Annotated in this window: 25 protein-coding genes; 15 read left to right on the top strand and 10 right to left on the bottom strand. The window is 46.1% G+C overall.

The features are described from left to right. Positions 1-2: 2 nt before the first annotated feature. The 3 genes from NKU06_RS01625 to ruvB form a co-directional block, all read right to left on the bottom strand. On the bottom strand, positions 3-1,274 hold the full coding sequence (locus NKU06_RS01625) for a phospholipase A (RefSeq protein ID WP_253224068.1): 1,272 nt from the start codon (positions 1,272-1,274) through the stop codon (positions 3-5). Between the two features lie 37 nt (positions 1,275-1,311). Beyond that, positions 1,312-1,827: a DUF3465 domain-containing protein gene (locus NKU06_RS01630; protein ID WP_254731855.1), complete on the bottom strand. Its 516-nt coding sequence runs from the start codon at positions 1,825-1,827 to the stop codon at positions 1,312-1,314. Positions 1,828-2,001: 174 nt separating this feature from the next. After that, the gene (ruvB, locus tag NKU06_RS01635) at positions 2,002-2,991 is read right to left on the bottom strand and encodes a Holliday junction branch migration DNA helicase RuvB (RefSeq protein ID WP_253224070.1); all 990 of its coding nucleotides are present in this window, start codon (positions 2,989-2,991) and stop codon (positions 2,002-2,004) included. A gap of 265 nt (positions 2,992-3,256) precedes the next feature. Between ruvB and NKU06_RS01640 the strand changes: the two genes are divergently transcribed. The 6 genes from NKU06_RS01640 to NKU06_RS01665 all read left to right on the top strand — a co-directional run bounded on the left by NKU06_RS01640 (position 3,257) and on the right by NKU06_RS01665 (position 11,226). Continuing rightward, entirely contained in the window at positions 3,257-3,751 is a 495-nt protein-coding gene (locus NKU06_RS01640; RefSeq protein WP_254731857.1) for an MCR_0457 family protein, read from the top strand. A 118-nt stretch (positions 3,752-3,869) separates the two neighbouring features. Beyond that, entirely contained in the window at positions 3,870-4,868 is a 999-nt protein-coding gene (gene hemB / locus NKU06_RS01645; protein WP_254731859.1) for a porphobilinogen synthase, read from the top strand. A gap of 194 nt (positions 4,869-5,062) precedes the next feature. After that, positions 5,063-7,375, top strand: a complete 2,313-nt coding sequence (locus NKU06_RS01650; protein WP_254731861.1) for an NADP-dependent malic enzyme — start codon at positions 5,063-5,065, stop codon at positions 7,373-7,375. Positions 7,376-7,521: 146 nt separating this feature from the next. Further along, positions 7,522-8,697 carry a tRNA nucleotidyltransferase gene (locus NKU06_RS01655; RefSeq protein WP_254731863.1) on the top strand — a complete coding sequence of 392 codons (1,176 nt, stop codon included), beginning with the start codon at positions 7,522-7,524 and terminating at the stop codon, positions 8,695-8,697. Positions 8,698-8,701: 4 nt separating this feature from the next. Continuing rightward, on the top strand, positions 8,702-9,517 hold the full coding sequence (locus tag NKU06_RS01660; RefSeq protein WP_254731865.1) for a pteridine reductase: 816 nt from the start codon (positions 8,702-8,704) through the stop codon (positions 9,515-9,517). Between the two features lie 323 nt (positions 9,518-9,840). Next, a complete protein-coding gene (locus NKU06_RS01665; protein ID WP_254731867.1) occupies positions 9,841-11,226 on the top strand; it encodes an APC family permease in 1,386 nt (461 codons plus the stop codon). A 129-nt stretch (positions 11,227-11,355) separates the two neighbouring features. Here NKU06_RS01665 and NKU06_RS01670 read toward each other — a convergent pair whose 3' ends face one another. Beyond that, positions 11,356-12,075: a TetR/AcrR family transcriptional regulator gene (locus tag NKU06_RS01670; protein ID WP_254732102.1), complete on the bottom strand. Its 720-nt coding sequence runs from the start codon at positions 12,073-12,075 to the stop codon at positions 11,356-11,358. Between the two features lie 398 nt (positions 12,076-12,473). Between NKU06_RS01670 and NKU06_RS01675 the strand changes: the two genes are divergently transcribed. The 4 genes from NKU06_RS01675 (at position 12,474) to NKU06_RS01690 (ending at position 16,415) form a co-directional block, all read left to right on the top strand. Continuing rightward, a complete protein-coding gene (locus tag NKU06_RS01675) occupies positions 12,474-13,658 on the top strand; it encodes a fatty acid desaturase (RefSeq protein ID WP_254731869.1) in 1,185 nt (394 codons plus the stop codon). A 106-nt stretch (positions 13,659-13,764) separates the two neighbouring features. Continuing rightward, complete coding sequence (locus NKU06_RS01680) at positions 13,765-15,294, top strand: protein adenylyltransferase SelO family protein (RefSeq protein WP_254731871.1); 1,530 nt, start codon at positions 13,765-13,767, stop codon at positions 15,292-15,294. A 129-nt stretch (positions 15,295-15,423) separates the two neighbouring features. Continuing rightward, positions 15,424-15,609, top strand: a complete 186-nt coding sequence (gene ccoS, locus NKU06_RS01685) for a cbb3-type cytochrome oxidase assembly protein CcoS (protein WP_253224079.1) — start codon at positions 15,424-15,426, stop codon at positions 15,607-15,609. Further along, positions 15,609-16,415 carry a sulfite exporter TauE/SafE family protein gene (locus NKU06_RS01690; RefSeq protein WP_254731873.1) on the top strand — a complete coding sequence of 269 codons (807 nt, stop codon included), beginning with the start codon at positions 15,609-15,611 and terminating at the stop codon, positions 16,413-16,415. Before ccoS ends, NKU06_RS01690 begins: the two co-directional genes overlap by 1 nt. Before the next feature lie 93 nt (positions 16,416-16,508). Here NKU06_RS01690 and NKU06_RS01695 read toward each other — a convergent pair whose 3' ends face one another. The 6 genes from NKU06_RS01695 to hisA form a co-directional block, all read right to left on the bottom strand. After that, positions 16,509-17,021, bottom strand: coding sequence for a hypothetical protein (locus NKU06_RS01695; RefSeq protein ID WP_254731875.1), 513 nt, complete (start codon positions 17,019-17,021; stop codon positions 16,509-16,511). A gap of 22 nt (positions 17,022-17,043) precedes the next feature. Then, on the bottom strand, positions 17,044-17,511 hold the full coding sequence (locus NKU06_RS01700) for a hypothetical protein (RefSeq protein ID WP_254731877.1): 468 nt from the start codon (positions 17,509-17,511) through the stop codon (positions 17,044-17,046). 1 nt (position 17,512) lies between these two features. Next, entirely contained in the window at positions 17,513-18,031 is a 519-nt protein-coding gene (locus NKU06_RS01705) for a hypothetical protein (RefSeq protein ID WP_254731879.1), read from the bottom strand. An 18-nt stretch (positions 18,032-18,049) separates the two neighbouring features. After that, on the bottom strand, positions 18,050-18,538 hold the full coding sequence (locus NKU06_RS01710) for a hypothetical protein (protein ID WP_253224085.1): 489 nt from the start codon (positions 18,536-18,538) through the stop codon (positions 18,050-18,052). Positions 18,539-18,541: 3 nt separating this feature from the next. Further along, a complete protein-coding gene (locus NKU06_RS01715) occupies positions 18,542-19,750 on the bottom strand; it encodes a S1 family peptidase (protein ID WP_254769562.1) in 1,209 nt (402 codons plus the stop codon). A gap of 261 nt (positions 19,751-20,011) precedes the next feature. Beyond that, positions 20,012-20,737: a 1-(5-phosphoribosyl)-5-[(5-phosphoribosylamino)methylideneamino]imidazole-4-carboxamide isomerase gene (hisA, locus tag NKU06_RS01720; RefSeq protein ID WP_254732104.1), complete on the bottom strand. Its 726-nt coding sequence runs from the start codon at positions 20,735-20,737 to the stop codon at positions 20,012-20,014. Positions 20,738-21,289: 552 nt separating this feature from the next. Between hisA and NKU06_RS01725 the strand changes: the two genes are divergently transcribed. From NKU06_RS01725 to nqrE, 5 genes are read left to right on the top strand one after another with little or no spacing between them, the layout of a single operon-like run. Continuing rightward, entirely contained in the window at positions 21,290-22,642 is a 1,353-nt protein-coding gene (locus NKU06_RS01725) for a Na(+)-translocating NADH-quinone reductase subunit A (protein ID WP_254731883.1), read from the top strand. A 2-nt stretch (positions 22,643-22,644) separates the two neighbouring features. Continuing rightward, on the top strand, positions 22,645-23,874 hold the full coding sequence (locus tag NKU06_RS01730; RefSeq protein WP_254731885.1) for an NADH:ubiquinone reductase (Na(+)-transporting) subunit B: 1,230 nt from the start codon (positions 22,645-22,647) through the stop codon (positions 23,872-23,874). After that, positions 23,858-24,670, top strand: a complete 813-nt coding sequence (locus NKU06_RS01735) for a Na(+)-translocating NADH-quinone reductase subunit C (RefSeq protein WP_254731887.1) — start codon at positions 23,858-23,860, stop codon at positions 24,668-24,670. Before NKU06_RS01730 ends, NKU06_RS01735 begins: the two co-directional genes overlap by 17 nt. 2 nt (positions 24,671-24,672) lie before the next feature. Beyond that, positions 24,673-25,335, top strand: coding sequence for an NADH:ubiquinone reductase (Na(+)-transporting) subunit D (locus tag NKU06_RS01740; RefSeq protein WP_254731889.1), 663 nt, complete (start codon positions 24,673-24,675; stop codon positions 25,333-25,335). Then, complete coding sequence (gene nqrE / locus NKU06_RS01745) at positions 25,335-25,943, top strand: NADH:ubiquinone reductase (Na(+)-transporting) subunit E (RefSeq protein WP_253224092.1); 609 nt, start codon at positions 25,335-25,337, stop codon at positions 25,941-25,943. Before NKU06_RS01740 ends, nqrE begins: the two co-directional genes overlap by 1 nt. Positions 25,944-25,960 lie beyond the last annotated feature (17 nt).

The following is a 25,960-nucleotide window of genomic DNA, read 5'->3' on the forward strand; positions in this document are numbered from 1 at the left end:
GCTTATTGTAAGCTTGTCCAGTTATTCAGCATCACACCGACACCGATGCCTGATGTCGATTCATTATAATCAATGATCGACTGACCATAGCCGTGGAATAGCTGCACATAACCACTGATACCGCGACCGATCGGATGAATGTAGTCTAGCTGAAGCGCGCCTTTGTTGGTCGATGGATTATAACGACCTGTGCCTGACAAGTTACCGCCATTTTCTAGCTGATATAAGAACTTGATATCGCCATAGCCATAATAATCGGTGATATCTGGGTTATCATCATCGGCGGCTTTTTCGTTATTGATACGCGACCATAGACGCGGAATGACGGTCAATTTGCCCCACTCTGCCCCTGCCATCATATAAGCACGGTTCCATGAGCGCGACATATCACCTTCTTCACCATTAGAATGATGCACAAGACCTGCACCAAGCATACGCAAGCGACCACCAAATGGCAAATCCGCTGTCACAGGCTGAGTGACGAAAACCTCTGGCTGATAGTCATGCGCGCGAAATGGGCGTGAATAATCCGAATTATACACCTGCCAATGCGACTGCTGCGTATAACCAAACCACAAATCCGCATCCGTGCCCAAAAGATTCTCGGCAGCTTTGGTTTTCACCGACAGCTGGAATTTCATCTCAGGGATCTGCATTTCGTTTTGGCTAAAGTCCACACGAGCGCGGCTTGGCGTCTCTGGATGGCGGTTCGGACTTGCATTAAAATACAGTGGCAGCACATACATCGCGTTGTGTGGACGCGCTGTCCATAGACCTGTGTTATTCTTATCAAGGTCATAAGCAACACTAAGTGGTGTGTAGCGTTCTGCTTGCGCGCGCAGCATATCGATGTCCACAGGCTGACCGCTTGGTGGCATGTCGGCAAGCTCTTCTTCGGTGGCATAGACCAGTTTCAGATCGCCTTTAAGCGCGCTTTTGACGGTGTCTGCCAGTTTTACTTGGCGTTTTTGACCGACCAAGCTTGGGACATTGCCCTGCGCCAAAGAATCAAAACACGCCAATCGACTGGCATCGCTGATGATCGCTGCACATTCTAAGAACAAATCTGCGCCCAGTGAGTCCGCTGTCGTTACCGAATCGACCACCACGCCATCACCAACATTCGGAATAGTTTGAGCGATCGGCGTGACTGTTTGGCTGACTTGTAGTGTAGGCTCAGCATTGTCTTGTGCTGCCTGCGCAGGGCTTAGCAGTGATAAGCTTGCCAATGTACCAAGCCCAAAAATCACAGGAGTTTTGAAGTTTGTTTGCATGGGTTATCCTTGGAATGACTGCGGTCATCACCAGTGTTTATTGATAGATATTTGAGTTATGCTTAATATAACCGTGCTGATGGCGACTGGCAGGATCGTGATGTGTCCAGTGCACCACACCGCCTTGTTCGGTGTATTCATATTCGCCAAAAAATGCCACTTCATCGCCTTTTTTAATCCCAGCAACGCGCGGCGCAAGATCAATATTATGCGCGATCAGTACTGTGTGGCGACTGCCGTCTAAAGTTACGATGAATTTTTGGTGGCGGCTGCCTTTATTATCATCGGCAAGCACTGCCTTGACTTTACCACAGCCAAGCACTTGCACATCTGAGCGCATCTGGTCATAGCTTTGTAAGATCAGCTGATTGTTGCAGCGCGTCGGTTGTGATTGGGCAGATTTTGATGATTTATCCTGCTTGCCAGCATCTTTAGATTTGGCGGTTTGCACTTGCTGAGCATCTGCCTGCGCAGCGACTTGGGGCTGATTGGGCTGACAAGCGCTCAGCATCGCCATCGATGACAGCAACAAGCCTGTGATCAGTTGTTTCATTGTTTTCACCATCACAACCACATGGAAAAATTGACAAAGCGATCAATTATAGCAAATTTTTGTAAAATTCAAAGGCAAATTGTAGCAAATTTACGATGAATAGCAAGAATGTTTTGTGATTTTTACAGTTTTGTTACACGATGGCACAAAATTCGGCTTTTTATGCCGCTCATGCTAATCAAGCACCCCATCATGCAGCACCTTATCTGAGATGATACGCCCCCTGATCGTGCGCTGAATATAGCCTTGTTGTAATAAGTATGGCTCAATTACATCTTCAAGCGTGCCTTTATCTTCTGCCATCGCCGCTGCCAAGGCTTCCACGCCTGCAGGCCCGCCGTGGAATCGCTCTTGTAATGCGGACAAATAGCGACGATCCAACTGATCAAGCCCTTGCTTGTCCACTGCAAGCATATCCAGTGCTGATGCTGCTAGGCTTTGGGTAACGATGCCATCACCTTTGACTTCGGCATAATCACGCACACGACGAAGCAGACGATTGGCGATACGCGGCGTACCACGACTGCGACGCGCCACTTCTACCGCACCATCATGCTCCATCGCCACGCCCATCAGCCGCGCCGAACGCTTGACGATGGTGGTCAGATCATTGACATGATAAAACTCAAGCCGCTGCACAATGCCAAAGCGATCCCGCAGCGGTGAAGTCAAAAGCCCTGCACGCGTCGTCGCTGCCACTAGGGTAAATGGTGGTAGATCAAGCTTGATCGAGCGCGCTGCCGGCCCTTCACCGATCATAATATCAAGCTGAAAATCTTCCATCGCAGGGTAAAGAATCTCTTCGATCGCAGGGCTAAGTCTGTGAATCTCATCAATAAATAGCACATCGCCTGCTTCAAGATTGGTCAGCATCGCCGCCAAATCGCCCGCCCGCTCAAGCACAGGCCCTGAAGTGGAGCGCAGATTGCCACCCATCTCGCGCGCGATGATGTTAGCAAGTGTCGTCTTACCAAGCCCTGGTGGCCCAAAAATCAAGGTGTGATCCAGCGCTTCACCGCGCGCCTTTGCTGCAGGAATGAACACTTCCATCTGCTCGCGCACCTTAGGCTGACCGATATAATCCGCCAAAGACACAGGGCGAATGGCGCGATCAGTGGCGTCTTCTTTTTTGGGAATGGGATCTATCAGGCGATTATCAGACATAGGCTCATCATGAAAATTACGACAAAATTGCTTGGTATTTTAGCATATTCTTGGTGTGTCTGCCGATTTGTTTGCACAAGATTTGCCTAAGATTGACAAATTTTGCCCAAGATTTGCTAAGCGGACGATATGTTTACAAAAGTAGTTAGTTTTTCCACAGTGTTACAAAAACAAGGGAAAATCTACAATACACATACATACATTGTGGGATTTTTTTGGGCAAAAACAGTATCATAAGCAGGTGCCAATTTCGCAGTGATGATTTATGATGAAATTTCGAGCTTTAGGATTGACTGATGCACCTTTTGCCCATATGCAAGCCTTGCCATTGGGCGTATCACAGACGCGTTTTCGCGTGTCGGTGCTCATTTGTCTATTGCTGATCGGATTATCATTATCACACGCAGCCGATGCCACGACAGGTTCACAAGCACGCTATCAACGCGTGACCGCCATCACCCCAACCAATCAAGACATCTATCTGACCGTCAGCCAATACGAAATCGCGCTAGTGCAAGTGCTGTCTGAGATTTGCCCACCTGTGCTGAACGAGCGTCAGCGTCTGCGCTTTGATAAAGCCTATAATCGCCAATTGCGCGAGTTCATGCCACGCGCGACCAATCCCCAACAAAGCTTGCGCTTATTATCAGGTCGCCGCGATTATCGTGCGGTATTGCACAATGTCCGCTCGTGGACGGCAAGCTACCCTGCCAGCGAAAACCGCGCCTTGTGCCGTGAATTTGCTGAAATGTCTGTTTAATCTGTTTAATTTTTCTAAATAAATTGCCTGATTTTGAGTGATTGATCATATCTGATTTTTCGCCCCATTGACTGTGGTTTTTTGGTATAATGACCCTTATTTGATCAAAGGGGGTATTATGTACACTTTCAATCGCAGTTTTCCACACACACGCCTGCGCCGTATGCGCGTCTCAGATGGTATTCGCGAAATGGTGCGCGAGACACATCTTGCACCGTGCCATCTGATCGCCCCTGTCTTTGTCATCGAAGGCACGAACCAGCAGCAAGCCATCGCAAGTATGCCCAATGTCTATCGCTATTCGATTGATTTATTGATCGGCTATGTGCGTGAACTGTATGCCGCTGGCGTGCGCATGATTGACATTTTCCCTGTGGTTGATCCTAGTCTTAAGAGTGCTGATGGTCAAGACGCTTATCATCCAGACACCCTAGCGGTACGCGCCGTCAAAGCCATCAAAGACGCTGCACCTGAGATGATCGTCATGACTGATGTCGCACTTGATCCTTATACCACGCACGGTCAAGATGGCATCATCGATGAGACAGGCTATGTGCTAAACGACATCACCACCGATGCTCTGGTCAAGCAAACTCTTGCCCATGCACGCGCTGGCGCCGATGTCATCAGCCCAAGCGATATGATGGATGGACGTATTCGTGCCATGCGGGATGCACTAGAATCCGAAGGCTTTGTCAATACTTCAATCATGGCATATTCTGCCAAATACGCATCAGCATATTATGGCCCATTTCGCGATGCCGTCGGCTCATCGGGCAATCTAAAAGGTCATAAAAAACAATACCAAATGGACCCTGCCAACCGCGCCGAAGCCTTGCACGAAGTTGCACTTGACATCGCCGAAGGCGCCGATATGGTGATGGTCAAGCCTGGTCAGCCATACCTAGATGTCGCGCGCGAAGTCAAAGACACATTTGGTGTGCCGACTTTTGCTTATCAAGTCTCGGGCGAGTATGCCATGCACATGGCAGCGATCCAAAACGGCTGGCTGACCGATGCGGTGATCTTAGAAAGTCTAATCAGTTTTCGTCGTGCAGGATGTGATGGCATCTTAACTTATTTTGCGCTTGATGCCGCACGAATGCTGGCAGAATGATGATTTGATAAGCTATTTGATATGCCAAATAAGCCAAACCGATATTTGGCATCGTACCTACATTTTTTTATGCAAAATAGCGTTTAAGCACGCCAAAATCATGTTAAAATAGCAAAATCATTATACAATTTATTTCAACCAAATTATCTCAACCAAAGTTTGCCAAGCAAACACAACAAAAGACGGATTTTATTATGACCATCGAAAACGATACCGCGATCACCGACGCGCAGCTGCAAAAACAGCAGTTCGAGCAAGCTGCCCTACATTACCATGAGCATCCACGCCCAGGTAAAATCTCTGTCACCCCAACCAAGCAAATCGCCAACCAACGCGACCTTGCCCTAGCGTATTCACCAGGTGTGGCAGTACCATGTCTTGAAATCGAAAAAGACCCAAAACTTGCTGCCAAATACACCGCGCGCAACAACCTGGTCGGCGTCATCACCAACGGTACTGCGGTACTTGGCTTGGGTAATATCGGTGCTCTGGCATCTAAGCCTGTGATGGAAGGTAAAGGCGTATTGTTCAAAAAATTCGCCGGCATCGATGTATTTGACATCGAAATCAACCAAAACGATCCTGATAAATTCATCGAAGCGGTAGCAAGCCTTGAGCCGACTTTTGGCGGTATCAACCTAGAAGATATCAAAGCGCCAGAATGCTTCAAGATCGAGCGTGAACTGCGCGAGCGCATGAACATTCCTGTGTTCCACGACGATCAGCACGGCACTGCAATCATCGCCGCCGCCGCCCTATTGAACGCCCTGAAAATCGTCAATAAAAACATCGCCGACATCAAAGTCGTCTGTTCAGGCGCAGGCGCAGCAGCCATCAGCTGCCTTGAGCTGATCATCGCGCTTGGCGTTACTCGCTCAAACATCTATGTGCTAGACTCTCGCGGTGTCGTCACCACTCGCCGTGAAAATCTGGACGAATCAAAACAACGCTTCGCCCAAGATACCGACGCAACCACCCTTGATGAAGTCATCGGTGATGCAGACTTCTTCTTGGGTCTGTCAGGCCCTGGTGTGCTGACCCAAGACATGGTCAAGCGCATGGCAAAAGATCCGATTATCTTTGCCCTAGCCAACCCAACCCCTGAGATCATGCCAGAGCTTGCTCATGCCGCTCGCTCAGATGTCATCATGGCAACAGGTCGCTCTGACTATCCAAACCAAGTGAATAACGCGCTGTGCTTTCCATACATCTTCCGCGGTGCATTGGATGTGGGTGCAACCATCGTCAATGAAGAGATGAAAATCGCGTGTGTCCATGCCATCGCAGCAATGGCACACACTGAAGTGTCAGTCTCAGAGACCGAAAAGAGCAAAAACGCAGGCGCAAGCTTTGGTCGTGATTACCTAATCCCTGGTCCACTTGAGCCAAATTTGATCCTTGAGATTGCGCCAGCAGTAGCAAAAGCTGCGATGGATTCGGGTGTTGCGACATTGCCAATCGAAGACTTTGATGCTTATCGTCAAAAGCTGTCTGAGTTTGTCTATAACTCAGCCTTGGCGATGAAACCTGTCTTCACCCAAGCCAAACGCGATCCAAAACGCATCGTCTATGCTGAAGGTGAAGATCCAAATGTCCTGCGCGCTGTACAGGTCGTCGTCGATGAAAACATGGCTAAGCCAATCTTGGTCGGTCGCCCCGATGTCATCCAAGCACAGATCGATACGCTGGGTCTGCGTCTGACACTTGGCGAGAATATCGAAGTCGTGGATTTGAACAACAATCCAAAACACGAAGAATATTGCCAACATTACCTAAAAAACAACCAACGCCTAGGCATCTCAGAAGAGTTGGCGCGCCGTGATATGCGCCGTAAGAGCTCGCTACTGAGCGCAATGATGGTTGAAATGGGCGATGCTGATGGTATGCTATGTGGTACTTTCGGTTATTATGATCTGCATCTGAATTACATCCGCCGCGTCATCGGTAAGCGTGAAGGTGTGAGCGACTACTACGCCATGAGCGGTGTCATCATGCAAAACCGCACGCTATTCATCGCCGATCCGTACATCCACGAAGATCCAACCGCTGAACAGCTGGCTGAGATGACCGTACTTGCCGCCGAAAGCGTGCGTCGCTTTGGTGTAGAGCCACGCGTCGCCCTGCTGTCGCACTCTGACTTTGGCACTTCTAGCAAAGAATCGGCAGTGAAAATGCGCCGTGTCTATGAGCTATTGACCAAGATGAATGTGGACTTTGAATTTGATGGTGAAATGCATGGCGATACCGCGCTGGATGCTCGCCTACGCGAAGAAAATCACCCATTCAGCACGCTAAACGGCTCAGCGAACCTGCTGATCATGCCGACACTAGACTCTGCCAACATTGCCTTTAACCTAATCAAGGCAGCCACAGGTTCAGCAGCCATCGGCCCTGTCCTGCTTGGTGCAGATAAGCCTGTACATATCCTAGTGCCATCATCGACAGCGCGCCGCATTGTCAATATGACTGCCGTTGCCGTCACCGATGCACAAAAAGCAGCGCAATAACCCACATGCCTGCATCAAATGCCAGCCGAAAGGTTGGCATTTTTTATGCCAAATATATCTGAAACATTTGCAATTTTGCCAAATCTTGTTATAGTAAATCCAAGCTATTTTGGACAATAATCTTTATTCCTTGGATAATTACTATAATGCAAGTATATTTGGTCGGTGGTGCGGTGCGCGATAGTCTTTTGGGCTTACCCATTAAAGATAAGGACTTTATGGTCGTGGGCGCAGATGCTAAGATGCTTATTGATCAAGGCTTTAGCCAAGTCGGTGTCGATTTTCCCGTATTTTTACACCCACACACGCACGCAGAATACGCCCTAGCGCGCCTTGAACGCAAATCAGGCACAGGTCACACCGCCTTTAGTGTACACGCAAGCCCTGATGTCACGCTTGAAGACGATCTAATTCGTCGCGATCTTACCATCAATGCACTCGCCATAGAAGTCAATGGCTTATTTGACGATACGCCAAAAACTGGCGAAGTGGCGGATTTTTATGGTGGCGTGGCGGATTTACATGCCAAAATCTTGCGCCATGTCAGCCCTGCCTTTAGCGAAGATCCTTTGCGCGTGCTACGCGTGGCGCGGTTTTATGCCCGCTTTGCCCCACTGGGTTTTGTCATTCATGATGACACTCAGGCGCTCATGCAGCACATCGCCAATCAAGGAGAACTATCACACTTAAGCCGTGAACGCATTTGGCAAGAGACATCACGAGCGATGGGCGAGCCGCACGGTTTTTATTTTATCGATTGCTTACATCAGCTTGGGATTTTGGTGCATATCCTACCGATACTTGCTAAGCGATTGGCAGATGATGAAGTTTATCAAGCCATGATGACAAGACTGCAAAACGCTTGTCGCTCAGATGGCTCACTTGCCACTCGCTTTGCCATGCTACTTTCTATCCTTGATGATACCAATGAGCTCAATGACTGCCTGACACGACTTAATGCCCCAAAAGCCATCAGCCAGTTTATTCATGCATTTGTAAATTATCATCAAGTTTTACTAAACTTACCGAATATCACCGCTGAACAGTTATTCACCGTCATCGAACATACCAAAGCTCATAAAGATGATACCCTGCTGATGTCGCTGTATAATGCTTGTGAAATTTATCAAAATAAATCAATGGCTTATCCAAAGGCGTGGCTGAATGATGTCATCACGCGTTATCAAACCATTAGCATGGCAAATATCGATCCAAACTTGACAGGCAAAGCCATTGGCGATGAATTATCACGCCTAAGAAAACAGGCATTGCTCGGGTTATTGGGTAATTTTCAAATGGCAAATTCTTTAAGTATTTTTTAATATCATGACAAAACCAACCAACACGATGGCATGCACAAATACCGACAAAGCCCCAAAAGTTGCCCTAATCACAGGCGGTGCAAAACGCATTGGTGCTGCCATCACCACTGCCTTACACACCAATGGCTATACGGTGATTATCCATTATCATCTCAGCCAAGCAGACGCTATCACACTTGCCGATACACTCAATAGCATCCGCCCCAATTCTGCAAAAATCATCCAGTCAAGCTTAACAATGGCTAATGATAAAGCTACGCTTATGGCGTTTAAAGATGCTTGCCTTGATCTGTTTGGGCGCATTGATGTGCTTGTGCATAATGCATCGAGCTTTTATGCCAGTGATTTGGGTGGCAAGATTGATACACTGTATCAAGATTGGGATGATTTGTTCTTGACCAATGCCAAAGCGCCGCTGTTTTTAAGCACAGTTTTTCAAGATGAACTTAAGAAAAATCACGGCACGATCATAAGCCTGCTTGACATTCATGCCGATGCCAAGCCCTTTGTCGGCTATCCGATTTATAACATGGCAAAGGCAGCGCATCGCATGATGGTGCAAAGCCTTGCATTGGAATTTGCGCCTGATATTCGCATCAATGGCGTCGCACCGGGGGTGAATATTTTCCCTGATCATGACCAAAATCCAGAACTTAACAGCCAAACCCAAGCCATTCTCACCGACTCTGTACCGCTCAAATGTATCGGCACGCCCGAAGACATCGCCGATGCGGTGGTGTTTTTGGCAAACAGTCGCTATGTCACAGGGCAAATCTTGGCGGTCGATGGCGGTCGTGGACTGACCTTAAAGGGTGGATAATTGACCAAAACACCACATTGGGTAATTTTTCATCAATTTTTACAAAATAATTTGCCAAAATGGATGAAAAATTCGCAAATCGCCAAAAAAACTTGCTGACAAATCACTTTTTTTGGGCTAAAATTCACACGAACTTACATGGGTATTGAATGTTGTTACAAATCAGCAATTTTAATACCCATTTTTTCAACCCCTAAACTTTTTTTAATTCTTGGAGCAGATAGCCTAATCGAACCAAATTCAAACGATTGCGTTTGATACGATGAAGCTGTAGTTCTCTTTTGTGTTGGCTGCATTTTGCACACTTAAAAGGAATACCATCGTTGAATACTTCACCTACCCCGAACATCGCTAAATTGAAGCGAAATCTTGGACTATGGCATGTCATTATCATTGGTCTTGCCTATATCCAGCCGATGACCCTATTTGATACCTTTGGTATGGTCTCTCGTGACAGTGGCGGTCATGTGCCAATGTCGTATCTGTTTGCCTTGATTGCAATCCTTTTGACTTCGATCAGCTACGGTCATATGATCCGTGCCTATCCATCATCAGGTTCTGCTTATACCTATACCCAAAAAGCCATCAATCCATCGATGGGTTTCATGGTGGGTTGGTCATCTTGGCTTGACTATCTGCTATCACCAATGGTAAACATCATCCTTGCGGTGCTGTACCTAGAAGCCCTGTTCCCATCAGTAAACCACTGGGTGTGGGTCATTGGCTTGACAGCATTGATGACGGGCGTGAATATTTTTGGCTCAAAAGTGGTGGCGTATTTCAACAGCTGGATCGTCCTTGTACAGGTCTTGGTCATCGCTGTATTTACCTATCTGATCTACAGCAAGCTAAGTATCGGCGTGCACGCTGATGGCACATTGGCAGAAAATGCTTATGAGCTATGGAGTCTAAAACCATTTTGGGATGAAATGACTTCTGTTGGCGCACTGATCACAGGTGCGACCATCCTATGTTTCTCATTCACAGGTTTTGACTCAATCTCAAGCCTAGCTGAAGAAACCAAAGATGTAAAAAATACTCTGCCAAAAGCCATGATCTGGACGACTTTGATCGCTGGTATCATCTTTATCATCAGTGCGTATTTTATGCAAACCTTCCTACCAAGCGATCCTTCAATCTACTTTGAAGCGGTGGATGAGACTCAAGCTGAGATCTTGCTATTGGTCGGTGGTTCTGCATTCCAAGCAGCGGTATTGGGCTTTGCGATCGTGACGGTCATGGCATCTGGTATCTCAGCACACGCGGGTGTATCGCGTCTGATGTATGTCATGGGTCGTGACGGCGTCATCAGCAAAAAAATCTTCGGTCAAATCAGCCCGCGTTTCTTCACCCCTGTGAACAATGTTCTGATTGCAGGTGCGATCGCTTTGACCGCTGGTTTCATCAGCCTAGAAACAGTTGTCAACCTAATCAGCTTCGGTGCTTTGACTGCGTTTAGCTTTGTAAACCTATCAGTTATCTTCCGCTATGCAATCCGTGACAAGCGCGTGAATAATTTCAAAGAAATTTTCAGCTATGTCATCGTCCCTGCACTAGGCTTCATCGCCATCTTCCTAATGTGGCTAGAAGTCGATAGCACCACCTTCAGTGTTGGTCTATTCTGGGCAGCGTTGGGCTTTGTGTGGTTGGGTGTGAAAACTCGCGGCTTTAAAGCACCAGTGCCACAGTACCGTGAAGAAGATGTGTAATTGATCAATCATTAATACACACGACATATCCCCATCGACATCGGTGGGGATATTTTATTGGATAAGCATTTGCATATAAAAAAACCAAGCAATCATACAACCGCTTGGTTTTATCAATGATCAACCTGCTTAAACACTCATCTCAACACGCGCACCGATCAAATCTGCAAAATCTTCCAAATCAACGATCTGCTGCTTTAGTTGTGTGCTGAATTTGGCATTTTGTTCATCTTGCTCATCGCTTGTAGTATCTTTTGGATACAGTCTTGGTAAGTCTAAAATCTGCCGCACCAATGCCTGCTTCAGCGTATCACGGCGACCCAGATAACGCTGATAAAAGGTGGAATTTAGCAGACTTGCGCCGCCTTGCCCCACCGCATAGATGGTCGCAAGATAATCACGCGTGGTCATGCCGCTGTTTTGTTCGGTCAGATAAGTCTCAGCAATCTTAGCAACTCGTGCCATACGCTCTTTGCGCACTTGATACAGTTCGCCAAATAGCTTGTTCAGCCCTGATGCCGTCGATGACAGCCGCTCTTCAATTTGGTTGAACAAGACCGCACGATGTGGCAAATTCAGTAGCTGCAGCACCAAACGCGCCACGCCTGCCCCTGCGCCATCATCGACATCATTCATCATAAATTTGCGTTTTTCAAAATCAATCAAGATCCGCATCAAAAGCTCATCTTTACTGGCAAAGTGCTTATACAGCGTCCCCTTGGCAAGGTCAAGCTGCATGGCAAGACTGTCCAGTGTCAAATCCCCTTCGCCCGAGTCCAAGAGCAACTGCTCTGCGGTCTGCAAAATGCGAATTTCCCGTTCTTCATATTGCTGCTTACGATTGCTCATGATCGTTTTTTCCATTCAAAATTCGCCTAATTATAGCAAACCTAGCCAATATCCTGCAGTACTTTTTGCATAAGCAAGCGGCAAATACTGAATATAATATTTAGTAATGACACCCCAATTCTGCCAATTTTAGAGCGTGGATAATTTGTAACAAAGTTACAATTTCACCATAAAAATTTGTGAATATTTGTTCACATTTTGCCAAAATTGTGATAGCATAAATCAGTGCGAAATTTATGCCCAAAATCTTATGCCAAGCTTTGCCATTATTAGGTTTGCTTCGGTATCGATTTTCAAATATTTCGGCATAAGTGCCGCTATTTTTACAAACCATTTGGAATGCAATTTCGCAGCTTCACATCGGCTTGTCCGCTTATTTTATAGGATATCCATCGTTTATGAGTATCGAACGCAATCCTGAAGCCTTTAAAAATCCACCCATCAACTGGGTGCCTGCTATTGTGCTTTTATCAACCCCTATTCTTGCCATCGTGCTGGTGCCGTGGTATCTGTGGACGCATGGCGTCAATCCTGCTGTTTGGACGGCATTTGCTTTCTTTATGGCATGGACAGGACTGTCAATCACCGCAGGCTACCATCGTCTGTGGGCGCACAAGGCTTATGATGCACATCCGATTGTCAAATATTTCTTGCTCTTGGGTGCAACTTTAGCGATCCAAAGCTCAGCTTTCGACTGGTGCTCAGGTCATCGCACCCACCACCGCCATGTCGATGATGAATATGAAGATCCGTACTCAGCGCGCCGTGGTTTTTGGTTTAGTCACATGGATTGGATGCTACGCAAATATCCAAGCGGTCAATACGATTATAAAAACATCCCCGATCTAAAAAAAGACAAAGTACTGACCTTGCAGCATAAATACTATGGTTTTTGGGTGGTTGCGACAAACCTGATCGTCGTCGGCATCGCAGGCTTAATTACAGGTGATATGCTTGGCACTTTCTTGATCGCAGGCTTGTTGCGTCTGGTGCTGACCCATCATTTCACTTTCTTTATTAATTCACTGTGCCATATGTTCGGCACGCGTCCTTATACCGATACCAATACCGCGCGCGACAATGGTCTGCTTGCGATCGTGACTTGGGGCGAAGGTTATCACAATTACCATCACTATTTCCAATACGACTATCGCAATGGTGTCAAATGGTGGCAATATGATCCGACCAAATGGTTCATCGCCATTTTGTCAAAAATCGGTCTGGCATCAGATCTAAAACGCGTGGACAATCTGACCATCAAGCACGCCGAAGTCACCATGCAGTTCAAGCGCGCCCAAGAACGCATCGCTAAAGGCGGTGAGCTGACCTTGGATGATCGCCTAAGCGCATTCAAAGATCGCATCACAGCTGAATATGATGAATTCACCAAAACCGTCGAAGAATGGCACGCACTCAAAGCCCAAGCCATTGAGTTGAAAAAAGCAGAATTCGCCAATCGCCTGCACGAAGCTGATGAGAAATTAAAAGCGCAATTTGCTGAAGTGGAAGCCAAAATCCTAGCCCACAGCGCGCGCATTGAGCAAGCCATTATGCAGCTAAAAGGCAAAACTGCCAAAGCATAAAAGCATTTGCGTACATCTTTCTCCACCCTTTATCGCTGTTGATAAAGGGTTTTCTTTTTGGGCGGTATCGTTGTTATAATAAGCCAAAAGCCACACTGGATTTGCTATGAAATTTACCACCGACTATCTCAAACACGACGATCGCCTGTATCGCCACATCGCACCACAGCCGCTTGACAACCCCAAGCTTGGGCTGCTCAATCACGCTTTGATTAAAAAGCTTGGCTTGGGTGCGCTCAATGATAGTGAATGGACGGATGTCATCAGCGGACGGCTTGAACCTTTAGCAAAACTTACACCACATGGATTACAGCCGATTGCTATGGCATATGCTGGGCATCAGTTCGGACAGTGGGCAGGTCAGCTTGGCGATGGGCGCGGTCTGCTGATCGCACAGCTGCAGGATGATGATGGCAAACTGACCGATCTACACCTAAAAGGCGCAGGTCGCACGCCCTATTCTCGCCACGGTGATGGGCGCGCGATGATTGCAAGCACCGTGCGTGAGCTGCTTGGCGGTCATGCGCTCAATCATCTTGGCGTGCCGTCATCCGATGCCATCGGCTTTGTGGTGTCGGATACGCAGATTCGCCGTGAGTATTTTGAGCGCAGCGCGGCATTATTGCGCGTCAGCGACTGCCATGTGCGACTTGGACATTTTGAATGGGTGGCGATGTATGCACCTGATTATTTTACAGATTTTGTTCATAAAATCGCCCAAAGCTACTATCCCACACTCTGCGATAATGACACAACCGATGTCGCAGCCCTACTCTCTGCCATCGCTCGCAATACCGCGCAGATGATCGTATGCTGGCAGCTTGTCGGCTTTAGCCATGGGGTGATGAATACAGATAATCTCAACATCACAGGCACGACGCTGGACTTTGGACCTTATGGCTTTATGGAAGGTTTTCACCCTGCATGGATTAACAATCACTCTGATCACACAGGCAGATACACTTACCAAAATCAGCCGATGATCGGGCATTGGAATTTGGCAACAGTATTTAGAAAATTTGGACAATTGGTCAGTCAATCCGAGATTGATAACGCCTTGAATGATTATGAAAACACCCTAACCGACAGCTACTATCGCGGACTGCTTGGCAAGCTTGGGTTTGTTATACCAGACGACAAGCCACTTGATGATACCGACGATAGGCTGCATCTTGCTTTTGAATTTTTGGAGATATTACAACAGCATAAACTGGATTATACCAACGGTTTTCGCGCCTTGATCGCGGTAGTAAATGGCGATCAAAACCTTGAAAATACTGATAAAAATCATGCACATGAATACAAATTGCTCAGCCAATTCACCTTAAGCCTACTACCACACGCGCATCACCATCAATGGCACGAATGGCAGCAGAGATATTTATCATGCTTAGTAAAAAATGTGCAGAGTAAAGCTGATACCATCGCACAATTACAGCACGCCAATCCTGTCTATATTCTGCGTAACCACATGGCACAAAAGGCGATTGATTTGGCACTGATGGATGACTTTAGCGAAGTCAAAAGGCTGTTTGAATTATTAAAAAATCCTTATCAATCAAACCCCATCTCGACTGCCAATGATACACGCATGGCACTATCTGATGAGCAAGTGGCGGTCAGCTGTATGTCGTGACTTTAGATGGTGAAATTTAAGTCTTAAAATTAAGACATTACAACTGATGATTTTTTGTGCAATACTTGGCTGTGCCTTTAATTAATAAGGGATTTTTGGTACAATAAGGCTTTTTGGGATGAGTGTGTCATGCTAAGCATTTATCTGTTAATCCCTTTGAGCCTGATGCTGTTCGTGGTGGCGATTTGGGCGATTTATTATGCGGTGAAATCCAACCAATTTGAAGATTTGGACAATGCCCCTGAGCAGATCATCCTTGACGATCGCCAAGCGCGCCGCAAGATCAATGCCACCAATGACAGCCGAGAGAAGTGATGAGTATTGTACTGGTTTTTGCAGCCCTGAGCATGGGCTTGCTTGGCTCGCCGCACTGTCTTGGGATGTGTGGCGGTATCGTCGCGGCGTTTAGCTTATCGATGCAGAGCCAATCCCCTGCCAAAAAAGCCCTACTGATGGCAGGCTATCATCTGGGACGCTTGGGCAGCTATCTGATTTTAGGCGTTATCGCATCACTACTGGGGCAAGAAATCCTATCGCCACTGATGACAAATGGCAACATCCCTAAGTATCTGCTCGGTGGCGCGCTTGTTTTCGCTGCACTGCTCATACTTGGCGTGCCAGTACTTAATCGCTTAGAAAAAGCAGGCTTGGGACTGTGGAATACCCTAGCACCCATCCGCGCCAAAGTACTGCCAATGGATAATCTACCTAAGGCGGTAGCGGCAGGTTTATTATGGGGCTTTTTGCCTTGCGGCTTGGTCTATGGTGCGCTTGGTGTGGCATTGAGCCTGTCTGCCGATCAGCAGATTGGGCTTAGCGCGGCAGGTTTTATGGTGTTTTTTTGGCTAGGGACTTTGCCAATGCTGCTTGCTACAGGCTCGCTGATCCATTGGTTGCGCTCAAAGATTGCCAATTTTCATCTACGCAAATTCAGCGGCGCAATTCTGCTGATCTCAGGGCTTGCGATTGCCTTTGGCTCGCCGATCATGCAAGCGATGCACGGCGGTCATGGCGGTCATAGCGATCATGGCACACACAGCACAACACATGCCAACCACGATACAATGGACCATAATTCGCACAGCGATCATAGTAATCATAGCGAACATAGCCATCATTAATTGGTAAATGATTTTAAAATAATACACCCCAAATCTGTATGGATCTGGGGTGTAATTTTAGGTCATTATGATGGTAAATTTAGTATTTTCATATTATCGTTTATCCGACATATCATATTTTACAATACTGATTGTGCCAAGATCTGCTACACCAACTGCTGATGTAAGACATTTAATATCTTCAGGGCTTTTATCTTCCATAAATCGATCCACAAGAATATCTTCATAACGAAAGCTCCCACCATTTGTATAGATAACATCACCCATCTTAAAGGTAAACTGTTTTGGTGGTCTGTCTTTATTAGCTATGGTCAGGGTTTTGTCCTGCTCATTCCACTGTATATCATCTTTTGGAAATTCAGGAAATCTAGCAGCAAGCTTACCATGCTGATTCAATAAATACAGACAACCGTCCTTCCAATAAAACTCCCCAGATATCGTAGGGATATGTTGCCCTTGAGTGATCGGATCCACCCAGTAATACATGATGTGTGTTTTAATGGGTTCTACTGCAGGCTGCTCTACCGTAGGCTGTTTTACTGGCTGTGCAGTTGAAACACAGCCAGTGATGGCTAGAGCTAGGATGGGTGGGATAAGTTTTTTCATATCAATCCTTGATGATAACTTATTAATATTTATCTATGCTAAAAGTACCCACAAAAGCTACTCCATCTTTTGATAAACACTTCCTATCTATCTCATTGAAAGAATTTGCCAAAGCGGTGCTGTAGGCAATTCTGTGTCCATTGGTATTGATGCCATCACCCATCTTAAATTCAAACTCTTTGGTTAAATCATCAGCATTTCTCAATACCAAAACCTTCTCAGTTTCGTTCCATGAAACGCTATTTTCAGGTAATTTTGGAAACATGGCTGTTCTTTTATAATCATCAGTTACCAAATAAATACACCCATCTTCCCATGCAAATCTACCAACAACTACCGCCGTAGCCTGCCCCATATGCACAGGATCAACATCATAATATAGGATGTTGGTTATGGCAGGTGCTTGTGTAATGGTTGGGATAGTTGGTTGTTTTGTTGTTGTACAGCCAACCATTGATAAAGTTAGCGCAAATAGCAATGATTTTTTCATATCACTGTTTATCCGACATATCATATTTTTCAATATCAATTGTGCCAATATGCACGACACCATCTTGATGAAGGATGCATTTGATATCATCAGCTGTTTTGGTATGCCATGAGATATTTTTATAAGCATAATATTGACCGTTGGATACAATACCATCGCCCATTTTAAAGACAAATTGCTTAGGTTCTTTGTCTTTATTGGTTAATATCAATATTTTATTAACTTCATCCCATTGAACAGCTTCTTTAGGATACTCTGGAAACATTGCTGCATATTTACCGTATTGATTGACCAAATACAAACAACCTTTTTGCCAATAAAATTGACCACGAATATCCATCAAATCCTGAGCTTGAGACTTAGGATCCACCCAATAATACATGATATGTGTTTTGACTGGTTTGGCTGTCGGTGCGACAGGTTGACTGGTTTGTTGCGATACTTGAGTGATCGGCTGCGTGGTTGCACAGCCAATGGTAAATAGTGCTAGAGTGAGTGTTAGGAGTTTTTTCATAATCATCCTTGATAAGCTTAGATTTTAAAGTTTTTCAATACTAAGTGTGCCGATGTTTGCCATACCATCTGGTGATAAGCACTTTCTATCCCGCTCATCCGTATTGGCAATTTTTTCTGCCGTATAAGCAGAATAATAACCATTGGTATAAATAACATCACCCATCTGAAATTCCACACTTTCAGATAAATTATTGGCGTTTTTTAGTGTCAAAGTGCGGCGCTGCTCATTCCACACAACGCTATCTTTGGGCAGTTCTGGAAATTGGGCAGTGAATTTCTTGCCATCTTGCAATAAGTAAATACAGCCGTTTTCCCAATAAAACTTACCTGCCACCACTCTGAGCATTTGCACAGGATTTTGTGGGTGCACCCAATAATATAAGAGCTGTGTTTTAATAGGTTCTGCTGTTAATTTCATCATTTCAGTTGATTGACTTACTTGAGCAATCTGCTGTGTGGACGCACAACCGATGGTAAATAGTATTAATATGAGAGGTAAAAATTTTTTCATAACTTAGCTCCCTAGCTTAAGCTGAAAACCTGCTTGAGCAATATAACGAATCGGCGTGACAGTTGTTGAATTACCAACGCCAGCACTAGCTAAACCATAAGCTTTACCACTAGCATCAAAGAAAGGTCCGCCACTATCTCCTTTTTGAACCTGCAGTGAAGAACCTGCCACATTTATGAATGTTGATGCACAAGCTCTATGATCGTTTCCTGATATGGTCGCATTGCAACCCCCACCACCAACATTAACAGCTGCCACCGTACCACAGCTAAACCCAGTTGTTTGACCGATATGGCACAACTGCAATCTCCCAACATCACCGGCGGTATAGGCATTGCCTGTATTTACTACCCCTAAGCCTGTGATTTTCATATTGTCGCGATAAGTTTGATTAACACCCCGAGCTGATAAATATTGATATACTTCGCCCAACATTTTTCCATTATTTACAGGAACAAAAGACACTTCATGATAGATGGACTTATCAGTGATCGGCGTACCTAGTGCGTATTTGGTGCCAAAGCGATTGACATAATGCGTAGGCGGTGGACTTGTGATACAATGCGTCGCAGTAATAAAGCCATTACGCCCATTCATCGTGCCAATAAAGCCTGCCGTACAGCCTGATGTATTGGTAGCTGAATAAGCCAATGCACCACCGCCAACCACTTCATCGGTTAATGAAGTCTGTGTCATTGGCTGATCCAAAAATTCAATAATGGTATCCATACCTGATAGCTTGGCAAATTGCGTGCTGATATTTTGTCTTTGGGTTGCATCAGGTTCATAAAACGCCAATGAAATGGCATCATGCTCAGGATTATAACCAATCATCTGTAAACTTGGATATTGGCGAGAGATTCTACTGTATTGGTTGGTAATAATATTCTGAACAGATTTAAAGTTTCTTGGGTGATTGGCGATTACTTCGATCGGCAATCCATACTCTTTTGAAATTTCTGCTGCTAATTTGGTAATTTGATTTTGTGTATTACCTTTTTTAATGGTTCTAATCACCATTTTAAAATCTTGTTCGTTTTTATAAAAAATACTTGCGATACTATCGCCAAATTCACGATTGATTTTGGTAACAATTTCGTCAGTCTGCGACATGATACGCAGGCGTTTTTTGTGCTTCTTCGGTTGAAACATTGAACTCTTTGACATAACTTTCAACCGCAAGCGGATGAAGTTCAATATTTGAATTAGCAAATGCCGAACCACACAGCAAAGCAGATATCATAGAAAAGATGATGCGTTTTTTCATAACTACTCCTTGTTTAGGTTTAGGAAATGTTCCAGTTGATATTTTTAGCTTATAACATATCTATGTATACTTCAAGTAATCATTATTAAATCTTTTGTTAATTATTATTGCTACTTACTTTAATTTCTAGTTATGAAAACACCCCAACCGCTACTTTATTAAGTATCGCATTGGGGTATTTGGGATTTGGTGAATGTGATTAAGAATCACGCATCCAACAACTTCTGTGCCGCTGCCAAATCCAGCGTCCCTTCATAGATCGCACGGCCTGTAATCGCACCGAGTAGATATTGACTATAAGGCTTTAGTGCATTAATGTCATCTAAATTGGTCACGCCACCTGATGCAATCACAGGTAAGCCACTAAAACGAGCCAGCTCTACAGTCTGCTCGATATTCACACCCTGCATCATGCCATCTTTGGCGATGTCGGTATAGACGATGCTTGACACGCCAGCATCAGCGAAGCGTTTGGCAAGCTCGGTCGCCTTGACATCGGTGACATTCGCCCAGCCATGCGTCGCCACCATGCCATCTTTGGCGTCGATACCGACGATGATATGCCCTGCAAACTCACGGCAGGCAAGCTCCACAAATTCAGGCTCTTCGACCGCCTTTGTGCCGATGATGATATAGGTCAGCCCTGCGTCTAGATAATGCTCAATCGTGCTAAGACTACGCACACCGCCGCCCAGCTGAATCGGCAGCGTCGGATGCGCTTTGGCGATCTGAGTGACCACATCTTTATGCGCAGGCACGCCATCAAATGCACCGTTTAGATCCACCAAATGCAGACGGCGCGCACCTTGTGCTACCCATTGACTCGCCATCGCGACAGGGTCATCGCTAAATACGGTATCATCTTCCATACGGCCTTGCTTAAGTCGCACACATTTTCCATCTTTTAGATCGATGGCAGGAATAATCAGCATAGACATGGTCAATCCTTAAATTTGACAACAAAACCTTGGCATTGTAACCAATCTTGTAGCCAAATTCAACCAAGTATCAAGCATCTGGATGGGCTTTGTCGCCTTACTAACCATCATCAAGCTTATCAAAGGGGTAAATTAATCATTCAAACTTGGGTAAATCGCTGTGATTTGGTGATAAATTTTGGAGATTTTGGCAAAAATTCGGGGAAGAATTTCGCAAAATTTTGCAACTTATTATCAGATAACCCTATAATTTTTCACCATTTTAGCGTATAATTGGTAGGTTAAGCGTGTGAATTGTCATTTTGTAGCAACCATTGCGCAACATTTTTTACGCAATGGTTTTCATGTGATGCATGACAAATTGCCGAAGAAATGACGCACAAATTCACACTTTTGCTTTTTTCCTTTAGACAAAATCAGCGATTGCCATCATTGGCATGGCTTTGGATGTTTTTGGGAAATTTTTTGGTAGCCAGCCATTTTTGCAACGCCCTTTGTTGGTGTTGCCGTGCTGGTGTGTTTTGGTCTTAATTTAAGTATCCGCTTATGATTACCATCAAAAAAGGCTTGGATTTGCCGATTACTGGCGAGCCATCCAAGCAAATTAGCGAACACACGCCATCAAAGGTTGCACTTGTCGGCTACGATTATGTCGGTATGCGCCCAACCATGCAGGTGAAAGAAGGCGATGTCGTTGTCAAAGGTCAGGTGCTGTTCGAAGACAAAAAGCGCGCAGGCGTAAAATATACCGCGCCTGTCAGTGGTACTGTCGTCGCCATCAATCGTGGCGAACGCCGTGTCTTTGAAAGTCTTGTCATCGCATGTGATACTCACACCACCGACGAAATCACCTTTAACGGCTATCGCCCTGAAGATTTGAGCTCATTGGATCGCGCAACTGTGGTTGAGCAGCTGGTGGCTTCTGGTGAATGGACAGCGTTTCGCACGCGCCCATTTAGCCGCACCCCAGAGATCGACAGTGTGCCAGATGCCATCTTTGTCACTGCCACTGATACCAACCCATTGGCGGTCGATCCTGTACTGGTCTTGTTCGAAGAGATCGCCGCGTTCAATGACGGCTTGGCAGTGCTATCGACTTTGAGCCCGAAGACTTTCGTCTGCCACGGTGATGTCGCTCCAGAAAAAGTGAGCAAAACCGCAGAAGGCAACGAAACCATCTATCAAGGCTTCACTGGTGTGCATCCAGCAGGGAATGCTGGTACGCACATTCATTTCTTACGCCCATTGGGTCGTGGCACGACAGTTTGGACGATCAATTATCAAGATGTGATCGCCATCGGTAAGCTATTTACCACAGGTCGCATCCACACCGAACGCCTAATCAGCTTGGCAGGCCCTGTGGTTACCAATCCACGCCTAGTGCGTACCACGCGCGGTGCGGATTTGACTGAACTGACCGCAGGTGAGCTTAACCACGAAGACAGCCGTGTGATCTCAGGCTCGGTGCTGTCAGGTCGTAAGGCAGTTGGTGCGTTGGCATTCCTTGGTCGTTTCCACAACCAAGTCTCAGCCCTAGCTGAAGGTCGCGAACGCCCAACCATGCACTTTTTTACACTAGGCGCGAATCGCTTTTCAAAATTGCCAATCTATATCTCGCAATTTTTCAAAGGCAAAAAATACGCTTTCACCACCAGCACCAACGGCTCACCGCGTGCGATGGTACCAGTCGGCTTGTACGAAACTGTCATGCCACAAGACTACCTACCAACTCAGCTACTGCGCGCGCTGATTGTCGAAGACATCATCAGTGCAGTGGATTTGGGTGCTTTGGAGCTTGATGAAGAAGATTTGGCATTGTGCACCTTTGTATCACCAGGTAAATATGAATTTGGTGATATTTTGCGCGATAACTTGACCCGTATTGAGCAGGAAGGCTAACCATGAAGTTCATTCACAATATCTTTGACCGTATGGAGCCATCTTTTGCAAAAGGCGGCAAGTACGAGAAATACTATGCTGTGTTTGAGATGTTTGACACCTTTTTCCGTCAGCCATCGTCTCAGACTTACAGCGCATCTCATGTGCGTGACGGTATTGACCTGAAGCGTATCATGATTACTGTTTGGCTATGTACTTTCCCTGTGATGTTCTGGGGTATGTACAATGTCGGCTTCCAAGCCCTAACCGCCATCCAATCTATGGGCATCACCCCAGAAGGCTGGCGCACCATCATCACCGATATGGCAGGCTATGATCCAAACAGCGTTTGGGCAAGTTTTGTCTATGGCGCGATGCAATTTTTGCCAATCTATGCAGTGACCTTTGCCGTCGGTATCCTATGGGAAATCATCTTCGCTGTGGTGCGCGGCCATGAAGTCAATGAAGGCTTCTTCGTCACTTCTGTGCTATTTGCCCTATCACTACCACCAGATATTCCGCTATGGCAAGTTGCCATCGGTATCACCTTTGGTGTGGTCGTTGCCAAAGAAGTGTTTGGCGGTACTGGTAAAAACTTCCTAAACCCTGCCCTAGCTGGCCGTGCTTTCTTGTACTTTGCTTATCCTGCTTATATGTCAGGTGATGCGATTTGGACTGCGGTCGATGGCTTTAGTGGTGCAACCCCACTTGGTCTTGCGGCAATGGGCGTTACCCCTGAGCAGTTTGTCGATGCCTATGGCAACACCATCACTTGGATGGATGCATTCCTTGGTAATATGCAAGGCTCAATCGGTGAAGTTTCTACCCTTGCTATCTTGATCGGTATGATCGGTCTATTGTGGACGCGTATTGCATCATGGCGCGTGATTGCAGGTTCGGTGGCAGGTCTTGTCATCACAGCGTTCATCTTTAACCTAATCGGCGGCGAAAACCCAATGATGAGCCTACCTGCTCATTGGCATTTGGTCATCGGTGGCTTTATGTTCGGTGCGGTATTCATGGCAACTGACCCTGTATCAGCTGCTCATACCAACACTGGTCGCTGGTGCTATGGTCTATTAATCGGCTTTATGACGGTCGTCATCCGCGTGGTGAACCCAGCATTCCCAGAAGGCATCATGCTTGCCATCTTGTTTGCTAACTTGTTCGCGCCACTGTTTGACTACTTCGTCACTCAAGCCAACATCAAACGCCAAACTGCACGGAGATTAAGCAATGTCAGCCAAAAATAGTAACGCAAGCACCATCATCACAGCGTTAGTCCTGTGTTTGGTGTGCTCGGTGCTCGTGTCGGCAGTTGCTGTCGGTCTGAAATCTAAGCAACAAGACAACGCGCGCCAAGATCTGAACAAAAACATCCTAATCGCCGCTGGCAAATTCAACCCACAAACCGACTCAACTTCGGTGATTGCTGAGCGTTTTGCTAGCTTTGATGTACGCTATGTCAATCTAGAAACTGGTGCATACGCCACTGATGAAGAGATCGCCGCTGCTGGCCTAGGTGATGTTAATAGCTATGATGTCGCCAAAGCTGCACGCACGCCAGAGCTATCTACTTCACTAGAAAATGACATCGCAGGTATCGGCGGTAAGCCAAAATTCAGCAAAGTCTATCTGGCCAAAGGTGCTGATGGCAATGTTGAAGAAATCGTTCTGCCGATTCATGGTGCGGGCCTATGGGGTCAAATCTACGGTCTATTAACCCTAGATAAAGACCTAAACACCATCAAAGGTGTAAACTTCTATCAACACAAAGAAACCCCGGGCCTAGGCTCTCGCATCACTGATGAGCCATGGCGTGCCTTATGGGTAGACAAGCAGCTTTATAATGAAGATGGTTCGATGAAGATGGCTGTCACCAAAGCCGGTACAGCCAAAGAAGGTCAAGTGGACGGTATCAGTGGTGCGACTTTGACCATTCGTGGTGTGAATAATTTGCTGCAGTTTTGGATGGGTGAAAATGGCTACAAGCCGTTCTTGGATCATCTCAAACAAGCAGGCAACGCTGATTCTGGTCAAGGAGCATAATCATGGCTGATACCAAAAGCATCTTAACGACGCCGATTTTTAACAACAACCCGATTGCCCTGCAAATCTTGGGTATCTGTTCGGCACTTGCGGTAACAACCAGCGTACCAAACGCTTTGGTCATGTGTATCGCTTTGACCTTGGTTACGGCATTTTCAAGCTTTTTTATCTCGATTATCCGTAACAAAATCCCATCATCAATCCGTATTATTGTACAGATGGTTGTCATCGCATCGCTTGTTATCGTGGTCGATCAGATCCTGCAAGCGTTTGCTTACGAAATCAGTCGCTCACTATCGGTCTTCGTCGGTCTGATCATCACTAACTGTATCGTTATGGGTCGTGCCGAAGCATTCGCAATGAGCAACCCACCAATCCCAAGCTTCCTAGATGGTATTGGTAACGGTCTAGGCTATTCTGCAGTATTGCTGTTCGTTGCCAGTATCCGTGAAATCATCGGTAACGGCAGCTGGTTTGGCATCACTCTACTTGAAAAAGCAACTGATGGCGGCTGGTATGTACCAAATGGTCTATTGCTATTGCCACCATCATCATTCTTCGTGATTGCCGCTTTTATCGCGATCATCCGCATCTGGAAAAAAGATCAGCAAGAGCCAGCAGAATATGTGATGAAGCCACAATCTAAAGGCATGGGAGGTCACTAATGGGACACTATATTAGCCTATTTATTACATCTGTTTTCATTGAAAACATGGCACTTGCCTTCTTCTTGGGCATGTGTACTTTCATTGCGATTTCTAAGAAAGTCTCTACCGCCATCAGCCTTGGTATTGCGGTGGTTGTGGTTATGGGCATCACCGTACCACTGAACAACCTTCTATACCAATACCTACTAAAAGATGGCGCATTAGCATGGGCAGGTTATCCAAATACCGACCTAAGCTTCCTTGGCTTCCTAAGCTACATCGCACTGATCGCTGCGGTGGTACAGATCATGGAAATGTTCCTTGATAAATATGTACCAAGCCTGTACAACGCACTGGGCGTATTCCTACCACTGATCACCGTAAACTGTGCGATCATGGGTGGCGTACTGTTCATGGTTGAGCGTGATTACAACTTCGGCGAATCAGTCGTGTATGGCATCGGCTCAGGCTTTGGTTGGGCGATGGCGATCGCTTGTTTGGCGGCTATCCGTGATAAGCTGAAATATTCAGATGTCCCAGGCCCACTTCGTGGTCTTGGCATTACTTTTATCACTGTTGGCTTGATGTCGCTTGGCTTTATGTCATTCGGCGGTATGTCACTATAAGCAATTAGGAGAAAAGT

The sequence above is a fragment of the Moraxella sp. FZLJ2109 genome (genome assembly GCF_024296965.1).
Taxonomy (GTDB): Bacteria; Pseudomonadota; Gammaproteobacteria; order Pseudomonadales; family Moraxellaceae; genus Moraxella.